General features: G+C 56.0%; 16 protein-coding genes. 5 read left to right on the plus strand and 11 right to left on the minus strand.

Going from position 1 to position 18,368, the window contains the following annotated elements:
- Positions 1-279 precede the first annotated feature (279 nt).
- The 6 genes from ABNG04_RS14935 to ABNG04_RS14960 form a co-directional block, all read right to left on the minus strand.
- Positions 280-786, minus strand: coding sequence for a DUF7529 family protein (locus ABNG04_RS14935; RefSeq protein ID WP_371163183.1), 507 nt, complete (start codon positions 784-786; stop codon positions 280-282).
- 63 nt (positions 787-849) lie between these two features.
- On the minus strand, positions 850-1,263 hold the full coding sequence (locus tag ABNG04_RS14940; protein WP_371163184.1) for a DUF7555 family protein: 414 nt from the start codon (positions 1,261-1,263) through the stop codon (positions 850-852).
- 50 nt (positions 1,264-1,313) lie between these two features.
- Positions 1,314-2,648: an ABC transporter ATP-binding protein gene (locus ABNG04_RS14945; protein WP_371163283.1), complete on the minus strand. Its 1,335-nt coding sequence runs from the start codon at positions 2,646-2,648 to the stop codon at positions 1,314-1,316.
- Between the two features lie 38 nt (positions 2,649-2,686).
- On the minus strand, positions 2,687-3,778 hold the full coding sequence (locus tag ABNG04_RS14950) for an ABC transporter ATP-binding protein (RefSeq protein WP_371163185.1): 1,092 nt from the start codon (positions 3,776-3,778) through the stop codon (positions 2,687-2,689).
- On the minus strand, positions 3,778-5,301 hold the full coding sequence (locus ABNG04_RS14955) for an ABC transporter permease (protein WP_371163186.1): 1,524 nt from the start codon (positions 5,299-5,301) through the stop codon (positions 3,778-3,780). Before ABNG04_RS14955 ends, ABNG04_RS14950 begins: the two co-directional genes overlap by 1 nt.
- Positions 5,301-6,314, minus strand: coding sequence for an ABC transporter permease (locus ABNG04_RS14960; RefSeq protein ID WP_371163187.1), 1,014 nt, complete (start codon positions 6,312-6,314; stop codon positions 5,301-5,303). Before ABNG04_RS14960 ends, ABNG04_RS14955 begins: the two co-directional genes overlap by 1 nt.
- Before the next feature lie 169 nt (positions 6,315-6,483).
- Between ABNG04_RS14960 and ABNG04_RS14965 the strand changes: the two genes are divergently transcribed.
- The gene (locus ABNG04_RS14965) at positions 6,484-8,277 is read left to right on the plus strand and encodes an ABC transporter substrate-binding protein (protein ID WP_371163188.1); all 1,794 of its coding nucleotides are present in this window, start codon (positions 6,484-6,486) and stop codon (positions 8,275-8,277) included.
- Between the two features lie 72 nt (positions 8,278-8,349).
- Here the strand turns inward: ABNG04_RS14965 and ABNG04_RS14970 are convergent, their stop codons facing one another.
- Complete coding sequence (locus tag ABNG04_RS14970) at positions 8,350-9,333, minus strand: dimethylarginine dimethylaminohydrolase family protein (protein ID WP_371163189.1); 984 nt, start codon at positions 9,331-9,333, stop codon at positions 8,350-8,352.
- 962 nt (positions 9,334-10,295) lie between these two features.
- On the opposite strand from ABNG04_RS14970, the gene ABNG04_RS14975 reads away from it, so the two are divergent.
- Both ABNG04_RS14975 and ABNG04_RS14980 read left to right on the plus strand, forming a co-directional pair.
- On the plus strand, positions 10,296-11,177 hold the full coding sequence (locus ABNG04_RS14975) for a ParA family protein (RefSeq protein ID WP_371163190.1): 882 nt from the start codon (positions 10,296-10,298) through the stop codon (positions 11,175-11,177).
- A complete protein-coding gene (locus ABNG04_RS14980) occupies positions 11,177-11,602 on the plus strand; it encodes a DUF7970 domain-containing protein (protein WP_371163191.1) in 426 nt (141 codons plus the stop codon). The genes ABNG04_RS14975 and ABNG04_RS14980 overlap by 1 nt, the downstream gene beginning before the upstream one ends.
- 54 nt (positions 11,603-11,656) lie before the next feature.
- Here the strand turns inward: ABNG04_RS14980 and ABNG04_RS14985 are convergent, their stop codons facing one another.
- Both ABNG04_RS14985 and ABNG04_RS14990 read right to left on the minus strand, forming a co-directional pair.
- Entirely contained in the window at positions 11,657-12,886 is a 1,230-nt protein-coding gene (locus ABNG04_RS14985) for a tyrosine-type recombinase/integrase (RefSeq protein ID WP_371163192.1), read from the minus strand.
- Between the two features lie 382 nt (positions 12,887-13,268).
- Entirely contained in the window at positions 13,269-13,736 is a 468-nt protein-coding gene (locus ABNG04_RS14990; protein WP_371163193.1) for a GNAT family N-acetyltransferase, read from the minus strand.
- 103 nt (positions 13,737-13,839) lie between these two features.
- On the opposite strand from ABNG04_RS14990, the gene ABNG04_RS14995 reads away from it, so the two are divergent.
- Positions 13,840-14,832 carry an alpha/beta fold hydrolase gene (locus tag ABNG04_RS14995; RefSeq protein WP_371163194.1) on the plus strand — a complete coding sequence of 331 codons (993 nt, stop codon included), beginning with the start codon at positions 13,840-13,842 and terminating at the stop codon, positions 14,830-14,832.
- A gap of 65 nt (positions 14,833-14,897) precedes the next feature.
- Complete coding sequence (locus ABNG04_RS15000) at positions 14,898-15,278, plus strand: RidA family protein (protein WP_371163195.1); 381 nt, start codon at positions 14,898-14,900, stop codon at positions 15,276-15,278.
- Positions 15,279-15,760: 482 nt separating this feature from the next.
- Here ABNG04_RS15000 and ABNG04_RS15005 read toward each other — a convergent pair whose 3' ends face one another.
- Positions 15,761-16,759, minus strand: a complete 999-nt coding sequence (locus ABNG04_RS15005; RefSeq protein ID WP_371163196.1) for an NAD-dependent epimerase/dehydratase family protein — start codon at positions 16,757-16,759, stop codon at positions 15,761-15,763.
- A 52-nt stretch (positions 16,760-16,811) separates the two neighbouring features.
- Positions 16,812-18,341: a carboxypeptidase M32 gene (locus ABNG04_RS15010; protein WP_371163197.1), complete on the minus strand. Its 1,530-nt coding sequence runs from the start codon at positions 18,339-18,341 to the stop codon at positions 16,812-16,814.
- Positions 18,342-18,368 lie beyond the last annotated feature (27 nt).

Consider the following 18,368-nt stretch of genomic DNA (forward strand, 5'->3'; position numbering starts at 1 on the left):
ACGGGTCAATTGAATCCACGTGACCTAACGCAGAGTGACCCGAGAGTGCTAATCTATATTAGTTGGAGGCGAGCGAATCGTTCACCCAATTGAAATCGAAGATTACCGAACACGAGCAAGTCGCTGCGGATACAGTCAAAAATTATATTCTCAGTCGGGGACCAGACAGTTCGCGCAAGGTCGTTCACGTCGGCCGGAAACTGGACCAGTAACTGAACTACGCGTTTATTTCGACACGTACTCAAACGGAGTACTGTGGGGTTCATCCCCCAAGTCTCTTTAACATTGGCGACCAGTCCAGCCGCCCGTGTCGGACGGAAGGAACTTCTCGCTGTCAGTATGTTCGAACGATGCGACAACAGTGCCGTCAAGCCGCCGGACCCGTGTCTGAAGGGGAGCATCACGAATTGTCTCGCCAACGTCATCAATCGCAGTGAGCGGATATGCCGCAGCAATGAGGAGACACCGCTCCTGTTCAGGATCCAGCAGTTCGATTACAAGAAAGACTGTCCCAGCCTCTGTGGCCCGGTGGACATCGTACTGCGGAAAACTACCGTTTGTGACCCAATCACTGATCTGATCGGCGGCATCATCGGGCACGAGATACCGGAATACGTGCTCACTGCCATCAGAATTCGTCGAGACCGTTGTCTCGCTAGCCTGCGTATACAGAACAGTCCACCCAGCTGTCTCACGACGCTCGGCAAGATCAGCGGCATCCGCTAATGTGCGTTCCCAAGCCTCCCGAGCTTTTGTGTCAACATCTGTCGATCCGTCACGTGTCATGTCCCTACGGGAGTGAGCGCCTTGTAAAAGTCTGACCCAACTCAGGACTACAATCGCCAGTCGCTACCAGATAAACGCCGCTTCGATCCCGATCGACATCAACAAGATACAGACACCGGCAACAAACAGCTTTGCCGCGGGGGAAAGTCGCTCGTCGGGTGGAATTGTGTACCATCTGAGAGGCGGTAGCGACTGTACCACAGCTTGAAACCGAGTCACCTCGCGAGTTCCAACAGTCCGCGTTCGGTTACGACGTATCAGTTCCATCCCTGAGTCAGTGTGCTCAATGCGCCACGGTCTTCCAGGAAGCAGGCTGTACGTGGCGTAGCCCAGAACAACGATTCCGGAGACGAAGGTGAACAACACAACATCCGCGGCCGTTCCGCCGCTGATTCGAATCACACCGCCGAGAGCGAGTGCTATCGTAGTGACAACGAGAGCATACACCATTGCGTCCAGTGCCTGTCGGGCGATCATCCCAGCTCTGCTCAAGTCCGACACTGAGTCAACAGATCGATCGAGTGGGCTCACGGCTCCGGGCTGTACGGTCCACTAGCGTCTGGTTCAGCATACTCCTCTCGGTGGCGATGGCAGCGGCTGGATCGAGCGCTGTCAGATTGGTCAGTCTCCAGCAGCGAGGGCGCTTCATGATCGCAGACACTGCCGAGTGCTGCGGTGATGATCTCTCTCGCGTGCTCCTCGTCTCCGTTGTTGGCGGCCGTGATGGACTGTTGAATTGGCTCTTGGACATCTGAAGGGAACGACCGGCTGTCGAACAGTTCACCAGCGGCTTCATCAACGTCCGGGAGCCGCGTCTCAAGCCCCAGTAGCTCACGGGCTCGCTCGGAGAGGGATGGATCTGTTCGCGAACGCTCGCGGAGCACCTCGCGGAACACTTCGATCGCATCCCAGTCATCCTCCGAGAGCTCTTCGAAACCATCGGGTCGAATCTTCGCTGGGCAACGCGTCGAGAACACACACCCATCGGGCGGGTCACGGGGACTTGGCGGGGTCCCGCGAAGCGTCGTCCGTTCGCGTTCGACTGTTGGGTCTGGCGTCGGAACAGCCGACAGTAATGATCGAGTGTATGGATTCTCCGGGTCTTGGAACAGCTGCTCCGTCGGTCCAAATTCCATTATTTTCCCGAGATACATGACAGCAACTCGGTCACAAATGTGGCGGACAACAGAGAGGTCGTGAGCAATAAACAGGTAGGTGAGATCAAGCTCCTCCTGCAGGTCCATCAAGAGGTTGAGAATCTGTGCTTGGACGCTCACGTCAAGCGCGCTCACAGGTTCGTCGAGAACAATGAATTCAGGCTCGACCGCAAGTGCCCGAGCGATCCCGACACGCTGGCGTTGGCCACCGGAAAACTGGTGCGGATACCGGTAATAGTGCTCTTCACGGAGACCGACCCGTTCAAGAAGATTTCTGACGCGTTGTCGACGCTCAGTGGGCGTCTTCCAGTCGTGGACATCTAGAGGTTCTCGAATGATTTCGCCCACGGTTAGGCGGTCATTGAGACTCGATTCTGGGTCTTGGAAGACGATCTGTGCGTCGCGGCGCCAGCGTTGAAGATCATCACCCGACAGCGTGGTGATGTCGTCCCCATCGATGACGATGTTGCCATCGGTTGCCTCCTCAAGCCGGACGAGTGTCCGGCCGAGAGTTGTCTTCCCGCAGCCTGACTCGCCAACGAGGCCGAGCGTCTCACCCCGTCTCACATCAAAACTAACACCGTCAACGGCTCTGACCGGGTCACCACCAAACAGCGATCGTTCTTCATAATGCGTCTTTAATTCACGGACCGACAGTAGCACATCGTCAGTGCCAGTGCTATCGATGTCTGGGATATTACTCATTGTGGGGCTGGTCTCGTTGGCTTCAGAACTGTCGCCGCTCATTGCCCCCCCTCATCATCCGCGGACCGGTGGTGAGCGACTGCCTCATCGGTTGTCATTGAATCGGGATAGAGCAGACACGCCGCGTCATGGTCCGGGTCGTCACCCACAGCGGTTGGGACCGGTGCGACCGCCTCACAGTCCTCAAATGCCTTCGGGCAACGCGGAGCGAACCGACAGCTGCTCGCGGGTTCATTCGGTGTTGGTACCTCACCTTCAATTGTCTCGAGACGATTCCCACTCGTCTGGGTGCCGGGGATGCTTCGCAGGAGCCCGCGCGTGTACGGATGCTTTGGCTCCGCAAAGAGCGGTTCAACAGGTGCTGACTCGACTATCTCTCCGGCGTACATGACGTTGACCCGGTCTGCGACCTCGGCGATGACACCCATATCGTGAGTGATGAACAAGATGCTGAGGTCGCGCTCTGCTTGAATCTCCATGAGGAGGTCAATAATCTGCGCCTGAATCGTGACATCGAGCGCTGTGGTCGGCTCGTCACAAATCAATACCTCCGGCGCACAGGCGAGTGCCATCGCGATCACAGCCCGCTGGCGCATCCCACCAGAGAACTGGTGTGGGTACTCTGTGACTCGCCGTGCCGCATCCGGAATCCCGACTTCCTCGAGGAGTTCGATTGCGCGTTCTGTCGCCGCAGTGCCACGGAGGTCTTGATGGAGCGACAGTGCCTCCTTAATTTGATTCCCAACGGTGTAGACCGGATTCAGCGTTGAAAGCGGGTCTTGGAAGACCATCGCGATCCCATCGCCGCGGATCGACTCGTACTGCGACTCGGTGTACTCAGTGATATCATCTCCCGCAAACCGAATTGTGGATGCCGAATCGATCTCACCTGGTGATTCAATGAGTCCGAGTATCGACCGCGCAGTCACGGATTTCCCACTCCCAGACTCGCCGACGAGGCCGACGGTTTCACCGCGTCGAATATCAAATGAGACACCGTCGACCGCGTGGATTCGCTCGTGTTCAGTGTGAAAGACTGTGCGTAGATCATTCACTTCGAGCGCCACGTCACGGCTCGATGTCGCATCAGTGTTCAGCGGCACATTCTCATTGCCTGCGTGTCGGCTCATCAGGCACCACCTCCAGCCGCGACGCTTTCGTTGCCACCGTCTCCGATGTCACTCTCTGGGTCGATCGCATCTCGAACCCCATCGCCAAGCGCGTTGAATCCTGTGACGATAATCACAACGAGTATGCCCGGGATGAGCGAGATGTGCCATGACTGCGTGGCAACATACGGCTGTCCCGCGCTCACCGCCCGGCCCCACTCTGGAACCGGTGCTTCGATCCCGAGGCCAAGGAATGAGAGCCCCGCAATCCCAATGATGACGCCCCCGAGTGAGAGGGAGGCGTAGATGAGGAAGTAGCCAACAACATACGGTAGCATGTGCTTTTGCATCGTCGCCCGGGGGCGCTGGCCGTATGATTTCGCAGCGTCGATCCACTCACGCTCCGACACTTGGAGTGCCGGGCCACGGACGGCACGCCACAGTGCCGGCCAGCCGGTGATACCGAACAGTATCGCCAGGACAAGCCCGCCGTTGTACACCTCTGCGATCCATGTGTCTGAGAGGACGAACGACGCAAGGATGATAAACAATAGCTGAGGCATCGCCTGGATTGAGTCGCCGGCTATGACAACTCCGAGGTCAACAAGCCCCTTGTAGTACGCCGTCAGCATCGCAAATACCATCGCGAGCCCACCGGCAATGCCGAGGCTCGTAAGTCCAACAAGCAGGGACACCCGAGCTCCCGACGCCATGAAGGTGAACAAGTCTTTGCCATCTGGGAGTGTCCCGAACGGGTGGAACCGGTCGTACTGATCGTATTCAAGCGGTCCAACGTTGTTGTCGCCCTGGCCGCGAGACTGTGTATCACCGTTGGCATCGCCGACAAAGATCGATTCGACTTCCCCCGTCTCCTCGTTGTAGTAGTCGATGCGGTTCTCATATGGGTTCTCGATATTCTGATCAACGGTTGTCGGGCCCAGCACTGGCGCAAACAGCGCCATGACGACAAACGCAAACACGACAGCAAGACCAAACAGCCCCCACGAATGTCGACGGAACCGGTTCACGACGTCATCACGCGGCGTCCAGTCGGGGATCCGGTAATGACGCCGGTACAGCGTGTACCCCCACCATCCGACGAGCAGCCAGATGAATGCGTACGTGTAAATCACGCCCACCCGGAGGGCCCACGCCAATGCCGGAGAGAGGCCGAGCGTTGTGCCTTCCCAGCCACTCGGCGTTTGGTATCCGGTATTGTCGATGACGGAGCGTGAGGTAATCGTCGGCAGCTCGGCGACCCGCTCGGCGACTGTAGCAAGGCCAGCCGCAAGCGGGTCGATAGCGCCTGGAAGCAGCCCGCCGACCCAACCCCACGGAGGCACTGACAGCACCCCACTGACGATCGCACCAAACTCGACTGCGATGAGGACGGCAACGACTGCGCCCCACGTCGCTGCGGGACGTGGATTCCTCGCAATCCGTTCAGACAGCGGCAGATCGTTATCGTCCTCAGGGCGGCTCTCCCCCTCCCGGAACTCACCAGTGCGCGTCGATCCCGACCCGACATCAGTGTCAGCTCCCATTATGCGCCCCCGTCGTATCCAACACGTGGGTCAATCACAGTGTACAGGAAGTCTTGGAGAATGTTGATCCCGACCGAAAGCAGGATGAACAGGAACATTAGCGACCCGACAAGTGGGACGTCCCCGTTGATTGTTGCCTGGAAAAAGAGATATCCAAGCCCGTTGATTGCGAACACGGTTTCGACAAGCACAGATCCGCCGAGGAGGAGAAACGCCTCCCCGGTAATGACGGGAACGAGTGGGATGAGCGCGTTCCGGAACATATGTTTCCAAACGACGAGTCTCCCGGGCACCCCCTTCGCCTTCGCCGTCTCGACATAGTTCGCGTTCTTTGTTTCAAGCACTGCCGTCCGCCCAATGCGCATTTCATTGCCCATAGAGGCTGAGCCAAGAACGAGTGCTGCTGGAAGGATCGCTTTCAACGCGCCAAGAAACTGTGTTGGCTCCCACAGCCGTGAAAGATCAGGTGGGGTGACGATCTGTGTTTCAACAAGCCAGTCTCCCCAACTAAACCCGAACAGCGCCTCTGATTGAGTGAGGACGCTGACGAAAATCACGGCCAGCCAGAAGTTGGGCATCGCTCGCCAGACAATCCCGCCAAAAGAGGCAATGTAGTCAGCGAGCGTGTTCGGGTTGAGTCCAGCATAGAACCCGAGCGGAAGCCCGATGAAAATCGGAATGAGAATAGACCAGAACCCAAGCCATATGGTTCGAGGCCCGTAGATTCCGACGAGGTCCCATACTGACTGTCCGCGGACCACGACCCATGATTCTCCTAACTGAAGCGTTAAGAGATCACGCATGAACTCCGCGTACTGAATCCAGAGCGGTTGATCGAGTCCAAGGCTATCCCTGACAGCGGCATACGCCTCCGTGTCGCCGCTTGGTCCGATGATTGCGGCCGCGGGATCAATTGGTCCCACCCGAAGGATGAGAAACGTTACTGTTGTGCCGAGAAAGACAATCGGCACCATCAAAAGTACGCGCTTGAGAAAATACTCCCATCGTCCCATTTGCTAGACTATCGTATAGCCATTTCCTGTAATAATACTTTTCCTTACACCAAAAACGGCTATCCACGGCGGGGTTTAAATTCCTACCAAAGTTGTCATAGCCATGCCGAATTCCGATTCGGACCGCACAAGAAGAAGGTTCTTACAGTCAACTGGCGCTATCGCAGTGATGACAGCCGTTGCTGGCTGTTCGGGAGGAAGCGACGAGGACGTCCCAGACGAGCTAGACGACGGTGAAAACACGACTGATGATGAAGGCGACAGCGATGACAACGCTGAGACGACCGACGAGGGCGAGAAAACGCTACGGCTGTTGAACGCGTCAATCAACACGTTCGACCCGCCAGCAAATGTCCTTTCATCCGCCAATGAGGTCATCTTCCAAGTTTTCGACGGGGTTGTTGGAAAGCCGGAAGGAAAGTCTGGCGTCGTTGAGCAGCTCGCGACTGAGTACGAAATTTCTGATGACGGACTGACGTACACCTTCACACTCACAGAAGACGTAGTTGCCCACAACGGGAGTTCGGTCGGGGCTGACGATGTGGTATACTCTTGGGAACGCGTTGCAGCCTCTCCAGACTCCTCGTCGGCGTTCCTGCTGCTCTCAGACCTTGGGATCGAACACGAGACAAACGAAGAAGGAGAGTACGTCCCCGGATCGATGGCTGTCGAGGCTGTTGACGACAGAACGGTCGAGGTGACGCTGTCGTCACCCTACTACGCTGCGCTCGACATCATGTCAGACGCGACGTTTGCCGTTCTGCCAGAGGGGATCGTCGGTGACATCGAGGGGTACGACGGTGAAATGGAGTACGACGAGTTCACAACGTCCCCAGTTGGAACCGGCCCCTTCGAGTTTGACTCATGGACGTCTGGCGAGGAGATGGCAGTGACTGCCTTCGACGAGTACCACGGCGAACAGCCAGTCGTCGATCGTGTTCACTGGCAGGTGATCGAAGACACCAACGCCCAGTACAATTACGCCATGAACCGCAACGTCGACTCGTTCTCGATCCCGACGGCCCAGTATGATCCCGAGTTGGCGACGGTCAATGAGACACGAGATAACGGGCTTCAGGTTGGTGAGTACGGGCCCGTACAGAACGGGGATATGGTCGATTACCTCCGGATATCCGGGTTGAGTACGCAGTTCATGCTGTTCAACAACGACCAAGTGATCAAGCCAGCCCGGAAGGCCGTCGCGTGGGTGATGGACCACGAGGAGATCGCCAGCAGCGCTTATAAAGGGCGTGTCGAACCGGGGTATCACATGACTCCCGCAACCCTCTTCCCGGGCGGCCCGGAGGCGGCGGAGGAACACGCTCGCGAGAACTACCCGTACGGGTACAACGAGTCGAACATTGAGGAGGCCCGCCTGCTCATGGAGGAGGCCGGCTACAGCGACGACGACCCGTACGAGTTCGAGATTCTCAACGTCGAAGACACCACCTACGAGCAGATCTCCAACGACCTCCGGGACCGCCTCTCGGCCGCGCACATCGAGGTCTCCATCAGCACGGCCCCATTCTCGACGCTGCTCGACCGCGAGTTCGCTGGCAACCGGCCGGCTGGACTTGGTGAGTGGGGAATGTCTTGGGCGGACCCGCTCAACGTGCTTGCGCTGCTGTACCCGCCGAACACCCGCTCGACAGATAATGAGGGTGTCAGTGGAAACCCGCTTGTCGCGCTCAACTGGGTCGACACGGAGCAGTCACAGACTGCTCGCGACGCGTGGGACACGATGCAAGAGAACTCGACCCGGGACGACGAGGCCAGAGATCGCTGGGAAGAGGCGCTTATCCGGATGGAGGAGGCTAACTGGGAGGACTGCGCGATGATCAACTACGCGTACCCGGCCGCAGAACGGTTCGCGTACGACTGGGTGGACATGCCCGAGTTTGGCGAACTAGGAGCCCTGAGTCGGTACACTGGCGTCGATATCGACACTGACGCACAACCGTAAACACCACGCGGCTGGCACCTATTTTATTCATCGGCACCAATGACAGTGCGGGCGATACTGGCGCGGTTCCTTTCAATACGGAAACGCCATACACGCCACGGAGCCGCCTGCTTTCATGAATTCATCCGTTGACACGTGGAGAGTATCATACCCACGTGACTCAAGCGCCTGGATGGTTTGGTGGTTTGATTCTTCAATGACAACGATGTCGCCTGACAGCGAGTGACAGTTACACGCGAAGTGATCTTGTGCCGCCTCTGGTGAGACTTCGATCAATGTCTCAAACAACTTGTCAAGTTTCTCTCGGCCCGCGTCAGTGAATGCGTCAGGACACACAACGGCCGTGTGTTCATCGATAGCCGAGAAACAAACGTCGAGATGGTAGTATGAGTCGTCAGTGAGTTCGAGCGGAACGACCCCAACGTCGTAGCGGTCGGCTATCTCCCGGTATGCCGCAAGGTCAGTTCGTGGCCCGTAACCGCCCCAGAGAAGGCGGCGACCCGGATGCCAGCGGGCATCGCCGCACCCCTCAAATGGTACATCTACGTGAAGTTGCTCAGTTGGAATATTCCGATTGTCACACCACTGCTCGAAGTAGGCGGGCTCATCATGCCGTTCGTCAGTCGCCATCTGCGCGAGCAGGAACCCGTCGCGATCTGGGAGCGAAAGAGCGTGGTTCGAGCAGAAGGTAATATCTGGCAGCTCTCCGGGCGGAGCAACTTCTACCTCGCTAAAATCGTCCCAAACAGCGTCGACATCCATGATCGAAACATCGGCGAGATCCTCATAGCTGGATACAAGCTCGCGCCACTGTTGGTCCGCAGTGGAGTTGTCCACTCCGGATACCATGTAGGGGTTGATCCGGTAATCGACAGAGAAGTGCGTCGGAGTTGTAAACAGCACTGATTCGTCTCTGGATCGTCGCGAGAATGAGTCAAGTGGTGGAAGCGCATCCGGGTCGACGTAGAGGCGATCGGTCATCGTGAACGAATTCACTACCTCATCACCTGCTGATAAAACCTGGGCAACAGTAGTTTCTCGTGAAATTCCCGCCATTTATTTGCTGTTTAGCACATAAAGTAAAACGAACGGTCAGTCGACTGTCGGAGTATGTCGCGACACAGATCGACACGGATTGCCCTCTGTCTCTATTCTTACAGCGTACTAGGCGTTGCGAAGTGTCGCAATCTACTACCTTCGAAGGCTCCGTGTTAATTTCCGGCCGCTTCAACATCCGGCTGCCACGCCGAGACGAGAGCTGCGCAGACAAGGGCTCCTATCGCAGTGAGTATGATAAGATGGGCCAACTCCAGCAGTCGGTACGAAACCATTGACACTGACCCAACCGCCACAATTCTGAAAAAGAAAGCCGGGGCGACCGAGAGAACAACGCCAATCGCTGCTATACCTTTCCGGCCGATGTGCTGAGAACTGTACACAGTAATCGCTGGCACTGTCGCAAGCGAACCGACCGCTAGTATCGTCGTGAGAACGCGACCAAGCGGAACAAACGTGATCGGAGCAGAGAGAACCACCGTCTGGTAGTCTGTGTCTTTTGGAAGGATAAACAAATCCGCTGAACTGACAACCAGCGCACTGAGGCCGCTGGGTGTGGCGTCGATTCCTTCACTGAGCTTGGTGGGACGTGGAGTTTAGCCTGCGGTTCGTAGAACATAGCGGTGGCAAAAAATAACGACTCGGACGGTTCTGGGGGGAGTCAAATACTGTGTCACACAATTTTTAGACGTTCTTCGCTATCAGAACCACCTTTTCAGTGAAACTACCTGCCGCAGGAGGGAATTCGTGCTACGATACTGTGTTGGATCGCTGTCGTTGGCACGTGACATAGGAACCTGACTTAGACATCTCATATATCAATCTAAGACATCTAAGACACACGTCCTACATTGCTATCTAAGATATCTAAGACACATATATCACACTGCTATCTAGGTTATACAAGTGTCATAGATGTATGTCTGACGTAAATTTATGTGCTGAGTCTCTAATCATACTACATGCTCTCGTACACGGTTTACAGCGAGGCTGGCGGCGTTGGGAAGACATCGTTGACAGCGAACATCGCGTGTGCGCATGCCCGAGCAGGGCTTGATGTCCTCGTGATTCCACTGGATCCACAGGACGGAAATCTCAGTCGACTGTTCGATGTCGACGACGATCGGAGTGACTCGTCAGCTGATAGTCTCGTGCGACACCTCGTCGATAACCCAGGAGGTGACTTCGACGATCTGATCCGAACAGCAGAAGGGATTGACATTATTCCGGAGCACAACACTCTCTCGGACCTCTCAGACCACTTAGTCCGGGAAAAAAGTCGGGCAGAGGACTTCGGCGATGCGTACAACATTTACGCCCAGCTCCGCCGAGTCCTCGTTGAGAATGATGTGCCGGACCGGTATGATGTCCTCATCTGCGATCCGCCAGCAACGGAGTCAGATCACCTCTACAACGCGATTTACGCGACGAGAAACCTTCTTATCCCGTTTGAGCCATCCGCAAAGGGTGAAGCGTCGGTTGAAGGACTCGAGGAACTCGCAACGAACTTCGCTGATGAGTTGAATATTGACGTTGGTGTCTTAGGAGCGGTCCCAATCGAGTTCAAGGGCACGAAAGATCAAAGCGAGATCGTCGAGGACGTTCCCTTCGAGGTCCCAGAAGTAATCGGCGACCGCACGTCGATGATGGAGGGCTGCTGGCGACACCAGTGTAGTGCGTTCGAGTTTGTCCGAACCCACCGGAGTCGACGCCGAGAGTACGAGGTTGAGACGCTAGCAAAGTTCGACCGGATTGCCCGGTTCCTCGAAACACAGGGCGGAATTACCGCTCCTACTCCGCCAGAACCCGGCGCATTGGATGATCGTGAGGAGGTGACCGTCTGATGGGGGGATTCAAGGAAGGAACCGTCGACGGGTGGGATGACGAGGAAGAAGACGACGATCCGGAGTTCGAATCATCAGACACAGCAGAGACGGAAATCAGTAGCACAGGGGCCCAAACGGCCGAAGTGGCAGTTGGTACTGGAGCGGGAAGCAGCGATGACAGTGGCGAAAATGACACGGCAAGGAGTGACATTCCGTGGATTTTACGCCGGAATAGCATCACAGATGGGCGCGAACAAACCGTCCAGCTTCACCTCCAAGAAGAGACGCTAAACGTTCAACGGACACAGAAATCAATCGTTGAGAGTCGACTCGGAGAAAGCGTGCGGAAGGCCGATCTCCGGGAAGCAGCGTTACTGGTCGGCCTTCAGCATACGGACGATGTCGTTGACCTGCTCGAAGAGTGGGGCTACGCTCTCGATTAGTATCGCGGTATACGCTTTATTTAGATCTTCAATACTCTCGGACAGCGACGACAGCTACTCGTCTGCTGAGAAAATATCGCTGCCCACGTCGGAGAGCTCACTCGCTTCCTTGTGGGCGTACATTTTCGACGTTGTCGACGGATCCTCGTGTCGGAGGACGCGTTGTGCGTCGCTAAATCCTGCTTCATCGTAGTACGCCTCACCAACACCACGGCGAGCGCCATGGAGAGTGAGATACCCTTTCGAGTCGCCAGAACAGTCCACAGCAGCGGCCTGAGAGAGCTTTTTCAGGGTATATCGACCACCCTCAGTAGTCAGAGTCGGTGGGGTAAGTTCGCGTTCCCGGAAGGCGTCGACGAGTTCTGTAGTGGCAAGGCTCGTAACGGTGTCAATGGTCTCCGAGTCGACGCCGCGGTCTTGGAGTTGGCTTCGCGCAGCGTCTCGCAGCGATGCGAGATGGAACGAGGGAAACACCGGCCACGCATCGACAGGTGGGTCTAAGAGCATTTGCCAACGACTGAGGGCGCCGACAGGGCGGTCTGTTAGCGGTGCTTTCTCGATTTGCTGGCTTTTCCCGAGTACCGTCAAGACCTCCTGGTCAGTATCGACGTCTCCCCACGTGATTCCCGTCCGACGGTCATCACGACTGGCTGCGAGGACTTCGGCACCGCGGACGCCTGAGAAGCCGATAACGTAGACAAGCGCCCGGTTGCGGGCAGCTGTAAGTGCCTCCCAACTCCGTGGATTCGCATCAATCGCCTCATACGCTTGCTCATCAACGTACGAGACGATTGTCTCGCGCTGCTTCGTCGACCAGAACTGCTGTTGGCCGGAGTCAGTCGAGGGCCGGTCAGGCATTTCGTCCTTCGCTCGGTCGGTGTCCGCGGGGTTCTCTGAAATGTACTCCCATTGCTGGCAGTAGTGAAGATACGCGGAGACAAGCGAGTAGTAATTCCAGGCAGTAGCCGCTGTGATGCCGTCCGTATCGTTGCTCGCTCGACGAGCATTCACGCGACGGGCGAGGTGGCCAGCGTATCGTGCGAGGTCGCGACTATCGACTGCTTCCAGCGTAGTCACGCCGCGGTCGTTCATCCACTCAACCCAGTCTGGGATGACGCGTTCTAACGCTTGGACGTAGTTTCCCGATCGCTGTGTCGTGCCATCTGCTGACGTCGACTCGTCGATCGTCTTCGCCTTGGCGTCGAAAAAATTCGGCAGCGGCTCGTCAAGTGGTGTCTCGGCGGTCGTACCCCCGGGTTGAGGGCCCTCAGGTGGCTGTGCCATCGAGTCAGCTTCACCGACGGCGGGCAGCCTCAAAAATTTACTTGTGACTACTCGACTAATCCAAAGTTGATCCCGATATCGTACAAAACCGCTTATTTGCCCCGCTAACGCCGTTTTTCGTGCGAATAGATGATCTCAGACAGATTGTAAATCATATAACGCTATATCAAATATGAACCGTGGAGTTGCTACAAGCTCGGAAGATAATATCATCAAAAGTTATCAGTTGACATTTGTTGCTAGGACTTACGGCAAAGATAGGAGTCTTCCCCCGAATAGTCACATATAGCATATGGAGTACACACTCCCGTTAGTATGAATTTCAACACAGAAATTGACAGCCCAGTTTGATTCCTTGAAGAACTAGCCGCTGAGGTGAGACTTACAAGGGCTTGTACATGTGATGCCGCCAAATGTCGTATCCCAAGTCTTCAAAGAACTCGATTGCTCCTTCATTCGCCGCGTCGATGGTGAGAACGATAGTTTCTGCTCCTCGCTCTTTACCGATTCTCACCGCACGATCTAGCAGCTTCTGTGCAATTCCTTTCCCTCGGTGTTCGGGTTCGACGTACAGTTGGTCGAGGGCACAGTCACGCTCCCGAGTAAAAATCGGGGGCGTATCGCGGACTTCGAATAGAAGGTAACCGATTACCTCATCATCCATCTCGGCTAAATAAACGAAGACGTCGTCCTGACGGACGCCGTTTTGGAAGTTGGATACCATCGCTTCCTCGGCATCGTCAGCTAACTCCCAGCGCTCGTTTCGCGCTTCTTGCGCTTCCGCAAATGGCCGCCAGAGTTTGCTCACGACGGTTTCGATTTCAGTGGCTCGGAGTGGTCGAATATTCATATCGGTACGCTATGCGCACAGAAATTAACTGTTATGGTAAGAACAATACATCAGAGAGGTCGGAATAGTTAGCACACTCCCAGACAATAATTCGAGCGTTCACATGCTAACAAAGTGGGAGCAGCTGATTGATAGCGAAAAGTACCTAACAGTCGACGGGACGGACGTCCACTACTATGACGAAGGCTCCGGGGATACTCTCGTTCTCCTTCACGGAGGGGGGTTAACCTCGTGTGCAGAACTCAATTGGGGAGCAGTTATCGAACTGCTGAGCGAATCCTGTCGTGTTATTGCGCTTGACCAACCGGGGTTCGGATTTACCGCACCCCGAGATGAAAGTGACCAGATGCCTCGCGAGCGAGCGGATTTCGTCGCGCAGTTTTTAGAGGATCTTGATGTTGATTCCGTCACTGTTGCGGGGAACAGCAGAGCGGGCTTCCAAGCGGTCTATCTCGCCTTGGAGTATCCCGACTTGGTAGAAAAGTTAATCGTGGTAAACGCCGGCTCGGCGTCCCGCAAACTGGTCGAAGGGGAACTCCCCGGTAACCTCGAATCGGATGAGCCAACGCTTGAGGGGGCACGTGAGTTCCTCGAGGATTTCCGAGACAATCACCTTGTCCACCCTGAGTACCATCCGCTCTTCCGGTCCGGGATTACCGACGAAGTAGTCGAACGTGTCCACGAGATACAGCAGCGAAACTGGGAGTTCACGAACGCCAGGAGCAGGAAGATTCAGACCTCCGCCGAGTCCCTCAACGAGGCTCTGAGCTATGAAGGAACGCACATCACCGAGGCAGCGGTCGACGTCGAACAGCCAGCGCTCGTGACCTGGGGAACGGAACCGTACAAAGGCTGGCCGCGTCAGGAAGGAGAGCCTGAGGACAATCCGGAACAAAAGCTTGTCGAGGTAACCCCGGAGAGACTCCCTCCCTACGAGCGTGACGAGGGGTTCGATATGGGCGTCCGTCTGTTTGAGCAGCTTGAGAGGGGCGAGATCCACATCTGGCACGACACGAAACACCACGTCCAGACCGACAAAGCGCCGCGGTGGTGCGACGTTGTTTCGTCCTTCGTTACGGCAGAAGGCGGGCTCTGAGCAGCAGTCAAACTCCTGCCGGTGGACAGGGTATGTTTTATGAGTTGGGGGGTATACATATATTTATGACACGTAAAGCCTTCAGTCCAGACGAACTAGCGGAAACACCATACAATCACGGCATCGTCGATAATGGGAACTTCTATATGGCGGGCCAAGTTCCTCGCGACAGCAATGGGAACGTCGTCGGCGAAGACCTCGAAGCCCAGACGCGAAAGACGTTCAGTAACATCGAGGTCCTCCTAGACCGTGTAAACAAGGACTTAGACGACGTGGCCAAGGTCACTGTATACATTATGGGGGAACAAGACTCTTTAAACGGGTATAAGACGGTCTACGACGAGGTTTTTTCAGAGCCGTATCCGTGCCAGACGGTCATCGGGACGGTCCCCCTTGGCGACTCACCGGTGATGATAGAGATAGAGGCCGAGGTCCCGATGGAGTAATCGCCCGCGAACTGGTTGGTTTGAGTACAGTAATTGAGCTGGAACCAGTGTGAGTATTTCGGCAACCTCTCCGGAGTCGCTAATCCGTTGGCGGACCGGCCGTCAGCTGTGGCTCGTGACCGTAGGTACTGTCACGTTCGCCTTCGGCCTGTTCGCTCTGTTGCCGCTACTACCAACGATTTTATCATTCAGTATTTCCTTGTTCGCAGCCGTGTTGTGGTGACGATGATGTTCAACCTCACGACTATTGTCAGGTGCTCCGCGAGTTAGCTCTCCCGCAAGATAGTGCCGGTGGCCGGCCCAATAGTTACTGTGTCCGGGTTTGCCTTCCTAATTGCTGTTTTGAACTATCCGGCGTTTATGATCACCATCATCGTTGTCAGAATGTGGCCGTATTCGACTGCTGCTATTAGGTACTCCTTCGACCCGCCCTCGGACAAGTAGGGTCAGGTGCTCGGCATCAACAGTCGCTCCATGGCTGATTATCGAGGGTCGGTACGGTCGATGTGGTCAATAACACGCGATTCCTTCTCACGCGGAAATGATTGCTTCCCTCCCCCGATGTCGTTCTCAAGGTGCGTTTCGACGGTCTCCGCAATCGCTTCGTCGATAGACGTCATGTCCCATCCCAGTTTGGCTAGCTTTTCGGTGCTCAGCACGTGGTTATAGTCCCGATAGCAGACGAAGTCGTCCACTGTGAGATTACCGGCGGCTAGATCGCGCTCAGTCGCGTGGACGAATTCAACGTCTCGGTTCAGTTCCCTAGCAATCGCTGTAAGCAACGTATCAAGATCGTACAACTCCCGGTCGGCAGCGTTGTAAGCTTCACCTGGCGTTCCGCGCTCCGCAACTACCCTGAGAGCACGGGCCAAATCACGCACGAACACTCTGTGAAAGAGGTGCTGTCCATCTCCAGGAACGACGACACGGTCGTAGGTTTCGATTCGGTTAATCCAATAATTCAACCGCTGTGTGTAGTCGTGGGGCCCGTAGACCAAACAAGGGCGGACACTGAGCGCGTTCACACCGCGGTTCGCGGCGCGGAAGACCTCGCGGTCACCCTCTGCCTTCCTGTTGGCGTATGTCTCCTGACTGTCGTCAGTGGCCTGTTCGGGCGTACACTCTCGAATCCGTGTGTCGTCCTCACGTTTTGGATTAATATCGTCCGGATAGACGCCGCTCGAAGAGATGTAGACGTAGGCTGAGACATCTTCGAATACGTCGGTGGCCACTCGAACGTCCTCCGGATGATAAGCGATACAGTCCACGACGACGTTGGGGTTGACTTGACGAGACGCCTCTTCAATTGCGGACCGGTCCGTTCGGTCACCCGTCAGGTGTGTGATGGCGTCGTTGCCACGGAACGGATTTGGCCGGTTTCCACGGGTGAAGATCGTTACATCATATCCAGCCGAGTGGAACTCCTCAACCGTCGCACGGCCAATGAATCTCGTTCCCCCCAGTATCAAAAGCGAGTCCATACAATCGTATGTGTGGGACAAATAAAAAATATCCCGGCCGGAGAAGATGTCCTCAGAGGTCGTACAGTTTGCCGTACTTCTCGTTGACGTAGTCGACGAAGTACTCGGCAGTGAGATCCTCTCCGGTGGCCTGCCGTATCAGTTCGTCAGCCCGGTAGTACTGGCCGTACGAGTGGACGTTATTGGTTAGCCACTCTCGGATAGGGCCGAGTTGGTTATTCCGGATGAGTTCATCGACATCCTCGTCGAGTTCCGTCCGCATCGTCGCGTCAAGTTGCGCGGCGAGAATGCTACCGATGGTGTACCCAATGAATCCCGGGAGGCTCCGAGACCAGTGAGGGTCTTGTAGACATCCCTCATTGTCTGTCGATGGCCGGATGCCAAGATATTCGTCCATCTTGTCGTTCCAGAGCTGGGGGATCTCCTCGGCATCGATTCGGTTGTTGAAGAGGTCCCGTTCGATTTCCGTCCGGAGAATAATGTGTATGTGGTAGGTCAGTTCGTCAGCCTCAACACGGATGGAGTTGTCGTCGAACACCTGATTGACGCACTCGTAAGCTTCACGCGGCGAGACATCCGCTAGTTGCGGGAATTTCCTCTTAACCGTCGGCATGAAGTGCTCCCAAAATTCTTTACTCCGGCCGATATGATTCTCGAAAAATCGCGACTGGGACTCATGGATCCCGATACCTCGTGGCTCCCCGAGTGGCGTCCCGTACTCGTCTTTTGGTAAGCCGTGAGCGTACGCCGTGTGGCCGAACTCGTGAATAGTGCCGGTCAGCGCCTCCGTAAGATCCGTCTCATCATATCGCGTCGTCATTCGAACGTCGTGTGGGTTCCCGAACGAAAACGGGTGCGGTGCGACATCGAACCGGGTCCTGTCCCAGTCCAGTCCCATCGCATCAAGCGCCGCTCTGTTCAGCTCTTTCTGGGTTTCTACGTCAAACTCGCCGTCGTCACTCTTCAGGGCATCCGTTGCGAGTTCTACATCGCTCTCGTGGATTTCCTCGATAAGCGGGACGAGTTCCTCCCGGAGCGTGTCGAAGATTCGGTCAACCGTCTCCAGCGAGATGTGTGGCTGGCCCAAGTAGCCGGTTCGCTGGCTCCACACCACCTCGTAGGGGTCACCGTCCGGATCGACGTGTTCGGCCCACTCTTTTTTTACTTCGAAGTGTTCGGCCACGTATGGGCCAAATTCCGACCAGTTGTCGGCTTCTCGGGCCTGTTTCCAAGCCTCGTGAGCCTGCGAGTTGATGTCGCTGATTTCGTCGTTGAGCTCATCCGGAATTCGGTTCGCCGTGGTGTGTTCGCGTCGTACCTCACGGACAATCGCCGCCTGCCGATCGCCTAAATCGGCGTCTTTGAGCGCCTCCAGCGCCTTGCTGAGCCTGTCGTCTGTGAGATACCGATGACGCGCGGCGGAGAGTGTCGTTCGCTGGCTGGACCGAGCGGGGGCGCCACCCGGCGGCATCATGACATCTGAATCCCAGCGCATTAGCTGGTTAGTCTTCTCCAAGTCGATGACGCGCTGTGACTGCTCCAGAACTATCTCGTAGGCCTCCTCGGCCGATTGGATTGGCATGATATAGCTCATTCCGTGCGGTATGTT

The sequence above is a fragment of the Halorubrum miltondacostae genome, assembly GCF_041379815.1.
In the GTDB taxonomy this organism is placed as follows: domain Archaea; phylum Halobacteriota; class Halobacteria; order Halobacteriales; family Haloferacaceae; genus Halorubrum; species Halorubrum miltondacostae.